13 protein-coding genes are annotated in these 13,076 nt (G+C 50.2%); 12 read left to right on the top strand and 1 reads right to left on the bottom strand.

Features of this window, described 5'->3' with window-relative positions:
- The first annotated feature begins 146 nt into the window (after positions 1-146).
- From DW949_RS08605 to DW949_RS08615, 3 genes are all read left to right on the top strand, one after another.
- A complete protein-coding gene (locus DW949_RS08605; RefSeq protein ID WP_118022823.1) occupies positions 147-1,700 on the top strand; it encodes a Ppx/GppA phosphatase family protein in 1,554 nt (517 codons plus the stop codon).
- A gap of 3 nt (positions 1,701-1,703) precedes the next feature.
- Positions 1,704-3,824 carry a polyphosphate kinase 1 gene (ppk1, locus tag DW949_RS08610; protein ID WP_118022824.1) on the top strand — a complete coding sequence of 707 codons (2,121 nt, stop codon included), beginning with the start codon at positions 1,704-1,706 and terminating at the stop codon, positions 3,822-3,824.
- Between the two features lie 98 nt (positions 3,825-3,922).
- Positions 3,923-4,900 carry a ubiquitin-like domain-containing protein gene (locus DW949_RS08615; RefSeq protein WP_118022825.1) on the top strand — a complete coding sequence of 326 codons (978 nt, stop codon included), beginning with the start codon at positions 3,923-3,925 and terminating at the stop codon, positions 4,898-4,900.
- Between the two features lie 93 nt (positions 4,901-4,993).
- Here the strand turns inward: DW949_RS08615 and DW949_RS08620 are convergent, their stop codons facing one another.
- Positions 4,994-5,671 (bottom strand): molybdenum cofactor guanylyltransferase, encoded by a 678-nt coding sequence (locus DW949_RS08620; RefSeq protein ID WP_118022826.1) that lies wholly within the window; start codon positions 5,669-5,671, stop codon positions 4,994-4,996.
- Positions 5,672-5,978: 307 nt separating this feature from the next.
- On the opposite strand from DW949_RS08620, the gene rpsB reads away from it, so the two are divergent.
- From rpsB to ispG, 9 genes are all read left to right on the top strand, one after another.
- Positions 5,979-6,731 (top strand): 30S ribosomal protein S2, encoded by a 753-nt coding sequence (rpsB, locus tag DW949_RS08625; protein WP_118022827.1) that lies wholly within the window; start codon positions 5,979-5,981, stop codon positions 6,729-6,731.
- A 150-nt stretch (positions 6,732-6,881) separates the two neighbouring features.
- Positions 6,882-7,529 (top strand): translation elongation factor Ts, encoded by a 648-nt coding sequence (gene tsf, locus DW949_RS08630; RefSeq protein WP_118022828.1) that lies wholly within the window; start codon positions 6,882-6,884, stop codon positions 7,527-7,529.
- A 70-nt stretch (positions 7,530-7,599) separates the two neighbouring features.
- Positions 7,600-8,322, top strand: coding sequence for a UMP kinase (gene pyrH, locus DW949_RS08635; RefSeq protein WP_370448735.1), 723 nt, complete (start codon positions 7,600-7,602; stop codon positions 8,320-8,322).
- 76 nt (positions 8,323-8,398) lie between these two features.
- Positions 8,399-8,959, top strand: coding sequence for a ribosome recycling factor (frr, locus tag DW949_RS08640; protein WP_118022829.1), 561 nt, complete (start codon positions 8,399-8,401; stop codon positions 8,957-8,959).
- A complete protein-coding gene (locus DW949_RS08645; RefSeq protein WP_118022830.1) occupies positions 8,956-9,195 on the top strand; it encodes a hypothetical protein in 240 nt (79 codons plus the stop codon). Before frr ends, DW949_RS08645 begins: the two co-directional genes overlap by 4 nt.
- Before the next feature lie 3 nt (positions 9,196-9,198).
- Positions 9,199-9,981: an isoprenyl transferase gene (locus tag DW949_RS08650; protein WP_118022831.1), complete on the top strand. Its 783-nt coding sequence runs from the start codon at positions 9,199-9,201 to the stop codon at positions 9,979-9,981.
- Positions 9,982-9,997: 16 nt separating this feature from the next.
- On the top strand, positions 9,998-10,825 hold the full coding sequence (locus DW949_RS08655) for a phosphatidate cytidylyltransferase (protein ID WP_118022832.1): 828 nt from the start codon (positions 9,998-10,000) through the stop codon (positions 10,823-10,825).
- Between the two features lie 44 nt (positions 10,826-10,869).
- Positions 10,870-11,898 (top strand): RIP metalloprotease RseP, encoded by a 1,029-nt coding sequence (gene rseP / locus DW949_RS08660; protein ID WP_118022833.1) that lies wholly within the window; start codon positions 10,870-10,872, stop codon positions 11,896-11,898.
- A gap of 12 nt (positions 11,899-11,910) precedes the next feature.
- On the top strand, positions 11,911-12,972 hold the full coding sequence (gene ispG, locus DW949_RS08665; protein WP_199595825.1) for a flavodoxin-dependent (E)-4-hydroxy-3-methylbut-2-enyl-diphosphate synthase: 1,062 nt from the start codon (positions 11,911-11,913) through the stop codon (positions 12,970-12,972).
- Positions 12,973-13,076 lie beyond the last annotated feature (104 nt).

Genomic DNA, 13,076 nt, shown 5'->3' on the forward strand with positions numbered 1-13,076 from the left:
CATTATACCAGAAATATGGTCCGGTGGGGGACGGATTATGGGAATAGAAGAAAAATTTTTACACGAATTATACATAAAAAGAAAGTATGGTCCGTGAAAATCATGTATAATAAAGATATTGAATTTTGGACAAGTGAGGGTGGATTATGGAAAATTCTATGCGGCACTATGCCGGTATCATCCATATTGGTACGGTGAATATGGCCATGAAAATCATCTCGTATACGTCAATGGAGGATATGGAAGTCATTGAAAATGTATCCCAGGAGGTTATGTATGGGGAGGAAGTATTCAAGACCCATCACGTCAGTTTCCGGTCTCTGAATGAAATCTGCCGTATCCTCAATGGGTTCAAACAACTGCTGTGCGATTATGATATCCACGATGTACGAGTTATTACGACGACGGCAATCCGCGAAGCCGATAATATGCTCAACGCACTGGATCAAATCCGGGTGCGCACCGGCTTTGATGTCGATGTCATCCATATGACCAAAGAAATCTATTATAAATTCTTTGGGCTTTACTATCATGTCCTGGAAGGGACCTTTAATTTTGCCGGACATGCTGTCCTGCTCGTCGATATCACATCCGGCGGCATGGGGCTGACATGCTGGCAGAATGACCAGCTTCTGTTCCAGCAGAACGTGTACCTGGGGTCGTTGCGGATCCTGGAAAATTTCACCCGGAAACAGCGGGAAGACATATCCTTTCCTACGGCGGCCCGGGAATTCATCCACGGCAGCCTGTCACCGCTCTGGGCCAGCGTCCATGAACACGATATCCGCTATGTCGTCCTCTCGGGCAAAAGTGCCACCCTGCTGGGCCGCCTCATGCAGATTGTGCCACAGCAGGGCGTCACGCTCATTGAACCGCAGCGGTTCCGCGACTTTGTCCATTCCTTCCACGGACTGACCCCGTTTAAACTGATGCAGCGGTTCGGCCTTTCTGAAAGCGTTGCCAACGTCCTCATGCCGACGATTATGCTGTATTACGAACTGTTCCGCACCATCGATGTGGATATGGTCGTCCTCATGGGCACGACATTCACTGAAGGCTATTCCATGCATTACGTTGCAGAAAAGACCAACGATTCCTATATGGAACACCAGCGCCGTCTCCTTTTGGGACTGGCCCGGACTATAGCCGGGAGATATCTGTACAATCCCGACCATTCGTCCCGGGTGGAATCGTATTCCGTCGAAATATTCCGCGCTCTCTATGCCCGCTGCGGCCTGGAATACCGGACGGGATATCTGCTGCAGCTGGCGGCGATCCTCCATGAGACAGGGAAGTTCATCAACATGCGCAAGCACCGTGTCTGTTCCTATGAATTAATCCGGCAGACCGACTTATTCAGCCTGTCTGATGAAGAAAAAGAAATCGTAGCCAGTGTCGCGTCGTACATCAATCCCGATATGCCGTCGGACCATGCCGACTGGATCAACCGGGCGCTGCGGCCGGGACTGGAAGTGCTGGTAGCTAAATTACAGGCTATTTTCTCGCTGGCCGACGCAATCGACAAGAGCCACCGGGGTAAGATTCCGTCCATCCGGGCGGTCCTGGGTGATAAAGAACTCCGCCTGTACTGTCAGACGGAGGTAGATATATCACTGGAACGCTGGTCTTTTATACAGGCTGGCAAAAATTTTGAAGAAATTTTTGGTATCACTCCCAGATTATTGAAAGAGAAGGTGTAACGAGTGGACTTTTTAGACCCCCAATACTATTTGAACCGGGAATGCACATGGATTAAATTCAATGAACGGGTGTTGCGCGAATCGGTGGTACCATCCAACCCGCTTCTGGAACAGCTTAATTTTGTAGCCATCAGTGCTTCCAATCTCGATGAATTCTTTATGATCCGCGTAGCTGGTGTCAAGCATCTCATCGAAAGCGGCGTGCCGCACCATGATATCGCCGGCATGACGCCGCAGGAACAGTTTTCTGCCATTGAAACGATGGTCCATAAACAGGTGGGCCAGCAGTACGCCTATCTCAATGATATCCGGGACCGCCTGCGCGGGGAAGGGCTGCGGTTTGTCAAACCGTCGGAGCTGACGGAAGAACAGCATATCTGGCTGGAACAGTATTTTGAACGGGAAATCTATCCGGTCGTCACGCCCATGGCTGTAGACCCCAGCCATCCTTTCCCGTTCCTGAGCAGTCTGAGCCTCAACCTGGCCGTTCTCCTACGGCGCCGGGAAGGGGACAGCAGCGTCAAGACGGCCATCCTCCCTGTCCCGTCTTCTGTACTGGACCGGATAATCAAAGTGCCGGGAACGGGGGACGAAAAACAGTTCCTGTTTCTGGAAGATGTACTCAGTACGTTTGCCGAACGGTTTTTCCTGGGTTGTGAAATCCTGGAAGCTACGCCATTCCGCGTGACCCGCGATGCCGACCTCGATATTGACGATGATGCCGAAGACCTTCTGGCAGAGGTCGTCAAATCACTGAAAAAAAGGAAAAAAGGTGCCGCTGTCCGGCTGGAACTGGCCGTTTCTGCCAGCCGCATGGTGAAGACCCTGCTCATGACGGAGCTGGCTCTGGAAGAACGCGATGTGTATATGATTCCCGGACCACTGGACTGCAAGGTATTTTTCTCCTTTACCGGCATCGAAGGGTACGACCACCTGCGCTATGCGCCAGCGTTCCCCCAGCCGTCGTGGGAACTGGAAAAGCTTCATGCCCCCGACATGTGGCAGGCCATTTCCCAGCAGGATATCATGGTCCATCATCCCTATGAAACTTTTGAAACCGTTGAAAAATTCGTCCGCCTTGCCGCAACGGACCCGGATGTGCTGGCCATCAAGCAGACCTTGTACCGCGTGAGCAGCAAATCGCCGATTATTGCTGCCCTGGCCCAGGCTGCCGAAAATGGCAAACAGGTCACGGTACTCATGGAAGTCAAGGCCCGGTTTGATGAAGAAAATAATATCCACATGGCGGCCAAGCTGGAAAAGGCCGGCTGTCACGTCATTTATGGGATCATGGGCCTGAAGACACATTCTAAGATTACCCTCGTCGTGCGCCGCGAAGAAGAAGGCATCCAGCGCTATGTCCATGTAGCGACGGGAAATTATAACGGCAAGACGGCTCGTATCTATACAGATGTGGGTATACTGACGTCCAACACGCTCATCGGTATCGACGCCTCGGCCTTTTTCAATCTTCTGTCGGGATATTCCGATCCTCCCCAGTGGAATAAACTGGCCGTAGCACCACTCAATCTGCGGCAGCGTATTTATGAAGAAATCGACCAGGAAATCGATTGGGCCCGGAAAGGGAAGAAGGCTCTGATCATTGCCAAGATGAATTCCCTCCTCGATAAAAAAGTCATTGCCCGCCTGTATGAAGCTTCCCAGGCCGGCGTCCGGATCCAGCTCATCGTCCGCGGTATCTGTGTGCTGCGGCCTGGTGTTCCCGGACTTAGCGAACATATCGAAGTCCACAGCATCGTAGGCCGGTATCTGGAACACAGCCGTCTCTTCTATTTCTATAATAATGGCAAAGAAGATGTCTTTATTTCCTCGGCAGACTGGATGCCGCGCAATCTGAACGAACGGGTCGAACTCATGATTCCTGTCGAATACCCGCCTCATAAAGAACGGGTCAAGGGCATCCTGAACCTGTATTTCCATGATAACGTCAAAGCCTATGCCATGAACGGCGACGGGACATACCGCTATCTGGCCGATACGCGCAGGGGGGAACCCATTCATGCCCAGGCGATGCTGCAGAAAGAGGCAGAAGACCATACGCGGCAGCTGAAGAAAAAGGACATCAAAACCAGGGTGCTGACCCGGACTTCTGGGGATGAATGACACATTTTAGTTACAAATCCGGCCTTATTTTGACAGATACCCCCACTTTCTGCTAAAATCTATAGGATAGTGGTGTATTTGAAATAAGGAGGATATGGATGAGAAAACGTATTTCCCAGGGCTTTACGCGTATGTATGTGACTCTGATCGCTTTGCTGGTACTGGTCTCCCTGACGGGTTTTGTGGACCGGGGCAGGGCTGTGACCATAGAAGCAGATGGCAGAACCCATACGGTCTATACCCATGCAATCAATGCGGAAGCGCTCCTGCGTGAAAACAATATTTCCCTGGGCCATCACGATGAAGTAGAACTTTCGACAGACACACTGAAAGAAGGTACGACGGCGACAGTACGCCGGGCCGTGCCGGTGACAATAGAGTATAAGAACCAGAAGAAGACCATCCGGACTGCGAAAAAGACCGTGCAGGAAGCGGTCGAACAGGCCGGATATGATGTGGAAAACTACCGGGCCTATGGCGACGTATCGGCCCCTGTAAAGGAGAATATGACCATAAAAGTGGGCGTGTTGTCCCGCAAGGAAATTACGGAAGATGAAGTGGTTCCGTACGCCATCGAAAGTATCCCTGATGAAACGCTGGGGCAGGGCGAAGAACAGGTCCTGCAGCAAGGCGTCAACGGTCGCAAGACGGTCCGCAATTATCTTGTCAGCCTCGATGGGCAGATTATTGGAAAGGAGCACATTTCTACGACGCTGGTTGCGGAAATGCAGCCTCTCATCCGCCATGTTGGCACAAAGGAAACGGTAGAAATCAATACGGGTACCATATCCAAGTATAAAGCCGTATATACCATGGTCGCCACGGCCTATCTGCCTACTGATGGCAATGGCGAAGGCATTACAAAGATGGGGACGCGGGCCCGGTATGGTGAAATTGCCGTCGATCCTAACGTCATCCCTCTGGGTACGACCGTCTATATTCCAGGCTATGGCGTTGCCCGGGCAGAAGATACGGGCAGTGATATCCTCGGCAACCGGGTAGATCTGTGTATGCTCGACTATAACCAGTGCATGCAGTTCGGACGCCGGACCGTGCTGGTCTACATATTGGAATAACCGGAGGAGTCCTTGTAACGTAAAAGAGGCGCTGCATGATTTTATATGGAAATCATGCAACGCCATTTTTGCGTCTCTTTATGTGGTTTTCTGTCAGTCTTTCCGGGAAGCGGCCGGATCCGTTCCCAGCAGGGGCTGGAATGCTTCTGGTTCTGTTTCTTTGATGGATTCGTATTGTTCTTCTGCCATCTTCAGGTCTATCGGCGTGTGGACGTCGAAGAAGATAGCATCTTCCTGCTTATCCTTGCGGACCGGTATCTGCACCAGATCAATCTGGGGGAAGAAGGAATGGAGCAGGTTATTCCCTTCGGCGATTTTCTTCCGCATGAGAGGCATGAGACGGCGGTTATACACGGCATGGAGACAGATGTCGGTTCCATCCTGGACAGGAACGACGGCATCGGCCGCCTGGATGTGGAAGGACATCTTTTCAATCATGGGAACGGAAATGAACGGCATGTTGACGCCAATGACGAAGATATTTTCCGCGTCCGTGTACTGGAATGCCGTCGCCACAGCTCCCAGCGTTTTTGCGCCTCTATAGACATCTTCTACGAGCAGGGCGTCTTTGAGACAGTCGATATCCTTAAAAATAGCCTTGTCGTTGGTTACGACCATCGGGGATTTGTCGAAAATAAAATCGAGCAGGGTGTAAATCGTTTCAATTAGTGTCGTCCCTTCAAACGAAGCCAGCGCTTTGTTATATCCCATACGGGAGTCGTCGCCGCCGGCAAGGATGACAGGTTGCAGGGTATCCATTTGTTCAAACATGAGCCGTACCTCCTTAAATTAGTTCATTATGTGGCCTCACTACTATGTCTTCACGGCAAGGGTATAGCTCCGTATGTGACGTTTGTACCCAGAAGACAATATAATATTATCTTACCATATTATAATTTTTTTATCTACCCAAACTGATAGGAGAAGTCGTGAAAAAAAGGCTTGTGACCCTATACGTCTTGTGATATAATATGAAAGGTTCAAAATACACACGCACCGTCGAGCTTGTAACTGTGCCGTTTGCGCGGTTTTCACAGGCGATGACCGGGCGGAGGAAAAAACAGGAGGAATCACAATTATGGCAGTAGTATCAATGAAACAATTATTAGAAGCAGGCGTACATTTTGGTCATCAGACCCGCCGCTGGAACCCGAAGATGGCACGCTTCATTTTTACGGAACGCAATGGCATTTATATCATCGACCTGCAGAAGACCGTCAAGAAAATGGATGAAGCTTACAATTTCGTCCGTGACCTGGCAGCCGAAGGCGGTAAAGTCCTTTTCGTAGGCACGAAAAAACAGGCTCAGGAATCCATTAAGAACGAAGCAGAACGTTGCAACCAGTTCTATGTCAACGAACGCTGGCTCGGAGGTATGCTCACCAACTTCCAGACTATCGAAAAACGGGTAAAACGCCTGAAAGCACTGGAAAAAATGGCAGAAGACGGTACATTCGAAGTACTGCCGAAAAAAGAAGTTACCCTGCTCAAACACGAAATGGATAAACTTCAGAAATACCTCGGCGGTATTAAAGATATGAAGAAGCTGCCTGATGCTCTTTTCATCATCGATCCGAAGAAAGAAGAAATCGCTGTAAAAGAAGCACGTAAACTGAATATCCCCATTATCGCAACGGTAGACACGAACTGCGATCCCGATGTCATCGATTATCCGATTCCGGCTAACGATGATGCAATCCGTGCCGTCAAACTCCTGACAGGCAAAGTCGCTGATGCTGTTCTTGAAGGCAACCAGGGCGAACAGACCGAAGAAGGCGCTGAAGCCGAAGCTCCGGCAGAAGAAGCAGAAGAAACAGCTGAAGAAAACTAATACCCAGGACAGTCCTGCGTGGTATGCTGAAAGGAGCTGTCGCACAAGGCAGCTCCTTTTTTAGACCGTATCGCAGAATGCCCGGGATAGTACACGGTACTATATCGAAAACTATATTCTCATTATATTTCAGGTTTAGGAGGAATACTCATGGCTATTACAGCAGCAATGGTAAAAGAATTAAGAACAAAAACGGGTGCAGGCATGATGGACTGCAAAAAGGCACTGACCGAAAGCAACGGTGATATGGACAAGGCAATCGACTTGCTTCGTGAACATGGCCTGGCTGCAGCAGCTAAAAAAGCAAGCCGTATCGCTGCTGAAGGGTTGGTTTATTCTTATATCCATGGCAATGGCCGTATCGGCGTTCTCGTCGAAGTAAACTGCGAAACGGACTTCGTTGCCCAGACAGACAACTTCAAAGCTCTCTGCAAAGATATCGCTATGCAGATTGCCGCAGCCAAACCGGCTTATCTCAAGAGAGAAGAAGTACCGGCAGATGTCCTCGAACATGAAAAAGAAGTTCTCCGTCAGCAGGCTCTGAACGAAGGCAAACCGGAAAAGATTGTCGAAAAGATGATTGTCGGCCGGATTGAAAAATTCTATAAAGAAAACTGCCTCCTCGATCAGGAATTCATTAAAGATTCCGATAAGACGGTCCAGCAGGTCGTCAACGAAGCCATTGCAAAAATCGGTGAAAAAATTGATATCCGCCGCTATGCCCGCTATGAACTCGGTGAAGGCCTCCAGAAGCGCAGCGATGATTTCGTTTCTGAAGTAATGGCACAGGTAAAATAAGTTTAATACGATTCCTATAAGAGAACACCGGTTTTCAGTGTTCTCTTATTTTCTAACAGGAGGAGCCATTATGGACAGAAAATATAAGCGTGTAGTTCTTAAATTGAGCGGGGAAGCTCTTGCCGGATCACAGGGATACGGCATTGATCCGGTTACGGTAGATGTCATTTCCAAACAGGTCGTCGAAGTAGCCAAGAAGGGAATCCAGGTAGCCATCGTCGTAGGCGGCGGCAATATCTGGCGCGGCCTGTCAGGCAAAGCCAAGGGCATGGACCGCGTATCGGCCGACTATATGGGCATGCTGGCAACGGTCATGAATGCCCTGGCTCTGCAGGATGCCATCGAAAAGAACGGCGTCGTTACGCGCGTACAGACAGCCATTACTATGCAGCAGGTAGCAGAACCGTATATCCGCCGCCGGGCTATCCGTCATATGGAAAAAGGCCGGGTCGTCATATTCGGGGCTGGTACGGGGAATCCCTATTTTTCGACGGACACGACAGCTGCCCTGCGCGCGGCAGAAATCGATGCGGACGCCATCCTCATGGCCAAAAATGGCGTAGATGGCGTATATGACAGCGATCCCAAGGTCAATCCCGATGCCAGGATGTATACGCACCTTTCCTTCCTCGACGTCATCCAGAAACAGCTGGGTGTCATGGATGCGACGGCTACGACGCTGTGCATGAACAACAATATACCTATTGTTGTGTTCAATATCGATACGAAAGGAAATATCGTCGCTGCCTGCAGCGGGGAAGAAATCGGTACGCTCGTCGATAAAGAAGGATAATCGTTCCTGCGTAGACAAAAAGGCATAAAAGCTGTATGATATAATTAACGAAAAATATGATGAGGAAGTGATTTTCATGGATGTACAGAATACATTGACACAACACGAAGAAAAGATGAACAAATGCATAGAAGCCTTGAAGCGTGACCTAGCTTCTATCCGCACCGGCCGTGCCAGTACGTCTCTCCTGGACCGGGTCATGGTCGATTATTACGGTTCCCAGACACCGGTCAAACAGGTGGCCAACGTATCGGCACCGGAACCGCGGCTGATCACCATTGTTCCCTGGGAACGGAGCATGCTGAAAGAAATCGAAAAAGCCATCCTCAAATCCGATCTGGGCCTCAACCCGAACAATGATGGTACTATGATCCGCCTGGAAATCCCGCAGCTGACAGAAGAACGGCGTAAGGAATTCGGCAAAAAGGTAAGCAAGCACGCCGAAGAAGCCAAAGTCGCTATCCGAAACCTGCGCCGGGACTGCAATGATCTGTTCAAAAAAGCGGAAAAGAAAAAAGAAATAACCGAAGATGAAAGTAAAGAAGCACAGACCAAAATCCAGAAAATGACAGATCAGAAAATCAAAGATATTGACGCTCTGAAGGATAAAAAGACTAAAGAAGTCATGGAAGTATGATGGATATACGGATTCTCATTGGCATGCCTTTATGGTATGCCAAATCTGTATTAGAGGGTAAAAACATTCCCTATGTCCTGGAACAGACGGTTTCGCGGAGTCATTTCTTTACGTGTGACGATCAGGAAATCTATGTCATCCGGGCCGTGGAAACAGATGGCGTTGTCCATCTGTTGTACAATTACAGCCTGAAAGCAAGCGACAGCGTGCAGCAGGCTCTTCATAATGGAGAATAGGATATGTTTGATACACTTTTTAAAAATACAGGCCGCCAGCCTGCTTCTGAAGAAACATCTTCCCTGGAAGAACAGCTGGACCGCCAGAATATTCCCCACCATGTAGCCATCATCATGGATGGCAACGGCCGCTGGGCGAAACGGCAGGGGAAACCCCGTACGTACGGTCATCATGCCGGTGCCGATACACTCAAGCGCATCGTCGTTGCTGCCGGTGAACTGGGAATCCAGGTCCTGACCGTATATGCTTTTTCAACGGAAAACTGGAAGCGTCCGGAGACAGAAGTTTCCTATATCATGAAGCTCATGAATGAATATCTGAGCAAAAATCTCTTGGAACTGGACGAACATAATGTGCGCCTTCATTTCCTCGGCGATATGAGCCGTCTTCATCCGGTACTCCAGGATTCCTTCCGCAAGGCCGAAGAAGAAATGAAGGATAATACGGGCCTTACGCTCAATGTAGCCGTCAATTATGGCGGACGCATGGAACTGGCACGGGCAGCGCGCCTTTTGGCAGAAGACGTACAGAAAGGCCGTATCAGTCCGTCGGATATTACCGAGGACACGCTGGCTGGCTACTTGTATACGGCTCCGGAAAATGATGTGGATCTCCTGATTCGTCCCGGTTCGGACAAGCGGGTCAGCAATTTTCTGCTCTGGCAGATGGCCTATGCCGAGTTCTGGTATACAGACCTGTGCTGGCCTGACTTTACAAAGGACACTCTCATAGAAGCCATCTTATCTTTCCAGGGCCGGGAACGCCGGTTTGGCGGCTTGAAATAAGGAAGGTAAACAGACAATGTTGGCTAAACGAATCATTACAGGTATCGTAGGCGGAGGCCTGACGATATTCATCATTTACGAAGGGAACTGGCTCTTTTTTATCATGATGACTCTGCTGGCCCTCCTGGGCTGGCGTGAATACGTGCGCATGCTTCATGCCGTCAAGGCCAATCTGACCGAATATGCCGGCTACGTATGGCTCGTTGCCGTATTTGGTTCCTGGTGGTTTGCCGGGATCAAGCTGTTGTTTTTGCTCTGCGTCATCATGATGAGCTGGATCCTTCTGCGTACGGTGGCCCGCCATAAGAGCGTAACTCTTTCGGACAGTGCCTATTCGCTGTATGGACTATTATATATTGGCGGAGGATTTCTTGCCATGCTGGCCCTCCGGAACGGCATGCTGGCATCGTATCTGACCGGTGCGTTCCAGAATGTCATGCTCGAGCCGGCCCGCTTTTTTGTATTTCTCCTCGTCTTTTCCACCTGGGCGAGTGATACTTTTGCCTTTGTGGCAGGGAAGACCATGGGGAAGAACAAGCTCTGCCCCACTATCAGCCCGGGAAAGACCAGAGAAGGCGCATTGGGCGGATTTATCGGCACCATCGTCGTGGCATTGATTTTCTCTTTGATTTTTAAATTTTCACTTCTTCACGGCCTGGCTATCGGATTGATCATTGCCATCATGGCTCCTCTGGGAGATCTGGTAGAATCGGTTCTCAAACGGACATGCGGCATCAAAGACTCGGGGAATATCATCCCCGGTCATGGCGGTATTCTCGACCGTTTTGACAGCCTGCTTTTTGCCGCACCGGCTGTGTATGCGTATCTTATGCTTGTAGCATAAGCGTCAGGACAGAGTTCCTGCCGTGAACGAAAGGTGTTTGAAGTTTGGGTATTACTATCGCAGCAACGATTTTTGTTTTCAGCCTCATCGTGTTTGTCCATGAATTCGGCCATTTTATCACGGCTAAATTATCGGGCATGCAGGTAGATGAATTTGCTATCGGATTCGGCCCTAAAATCTATAGCTATCAATACGGTTCCACCCTGTATTCTCTGCGGGCCGTTCCTCTGGGCGGGTTCAACCGGATCCAGGGAATGACAGAACAGGAAGAATTAAATGAGAAATCCTTCCTCAATAAGAAAGTCCGCTATCGTCTGATTGTCATCGCTGCCGGGGCATTCATGAATTTTGTCCTGGCCATTGTCATCATATGGGGCGTCATGTTTACCGTGGGCACCCATGAAGTTTCGACCGAACCAGTCGTCGGCTCTGTCATGGAAAATTCGGCAGCTGCCCAGAGCGGTATGGAAACAGGGGACCGCATCGTCACCATCAGTGGCGTGCCAATCCGGGAGTGGAAAGACATTTCGAAGGCTGTCAATGATCACAGCAGGGACGTCCTTTCTGTCGTCGTCAACCGGAATGGTGAGGATGTGGATCTGACTATGGTTCCTACGTATGATACCCAGTCCAAGCGGGCGCTTATCGGAGTCGTTCCTGTCGTTACGCGCAAGCAGCACGGCTTTTTTGAGTCGTCATACATGGCAGTGGAGCGGACAGGGCAGATCTGCTATGCTATGGTGGCGGGCATGTATGGCATGATCCGCGGCACGGAAAAGGCGGACCTGGCCGGTCCTCTGGGTGTAGCACAGCTGGCAGGGCAGGTAGCGTCTGTCGGATTTGTCAATCTGCTCATGTTTACGGCATTCCTCAGCATTAATCTGGGTATCCTCAATCTGCTCCCCATTCCGCTTCTGGACGGGGGCTATATCATCATGCTGATCATTGAAGGAATCACAGGACACCGGCTTCCCAAGCGGGCCTTGTACTATATCCAGATTGCCGGTATCATCATACTGGGATCGTTGTTTTTGTTTGCCATGATACAGGATATTAGTCGTTTTAGCATATAGGGGTAGTATACAATGATTACACGAAGAACATCACGGCCCGTGACGCTGGGAGCAGTGACGGTCGGCGGTGCGGCGCCTGTTTCGGTGCAGACCATGTCTACTATCAATCCTGCCGATACCAGCCGGGCTATTGCAGACGTACAGCGTCTTTCTCGTCTGGGAGCAGAAATCATCCGCTTTGCCGTACCGGATAAAGCGGCGGCGCTGGCTTTGAAAGATGTCGTTGCGGCATCTCCTGTGCCCCTGGTAGCCGACATCCACTTTGACTATCAACTGGCACTTTTGTCGGTAGACAGCGGAGTACAGGCCCTGCGGATCAACCCGGGCAATATCGGTTCTGATGAGCACGTAGTCAGAGTCGTAGAAAAAGTACGACCATCGGGGATTCCCATCCGCATCGGCATCAATAGCGGCTCTCTTCCGGAAGACATCCTGAAAGAGTATGGAGGCCATCCTACTGCTGACGGCATGGTAGAAGGGGCATTGCGCCATATACGCATTCTGGAAAACATGGATTACCGGAACATGGTGATTTCACTCAAATCGTCCCAGGTTCCGCTCATGATCGAAGCCTATGAAAAATTGGCAGCCAAGGTACCTTATGCCCTTCATCTGGGCGTCACCGAGGCAGGGCTGGCCAGTACGGGAACGATAAAATCAGCTATCGGCATCGGGACGCTTCTCTATGAAGGAATCGGAGATACAATCCGTGTATCCCTTACCGATGATCCGGCCAAAGAAATCAAGGCTGGTCAGGATATCCTGAGTGCTCTCGGTCTGCGCCAGTTCGGGCCGGTCCTTATTTCCTGTCCTACGTGCGGACGGACACAGGTTCATCTCATCGAGCTGGCAAAAGAAGTCGAAGCGGCTCTGCAGGGGATTACGGCTCCACTAAAGATTGCCGTCATGGGCTGCGTCGTCAATGGCCCGGGTGAAGCCCGTGAGGCTGATTTTGGCATTGCCGGCGGCAATGGCAAGGGAATCATCTTTTCCCACGGACAGGTACTGCGGACCGTGACAGAAGATAAGCTGGTGGACTCACTGCTGGAAGAAATAAAAAAATCCATATCGTAGTAAATGTAGTAAATGAAGAAATGCACTGACAGACAGAATATATTCGTTTGCCAGTGCTTTTTTTGGGTCTAGTCCAACTTTTGTGGTTGGGCTAGACCTTTTTT

It is taken from the genome of Megasphaera sp. AM44-1BH (assembly GCF_003467125.1).
Lineage (GTDB): Bacteria > Bacillota > Negativicutes > Veillonellales > Megasphaeraceae > Megasphaera.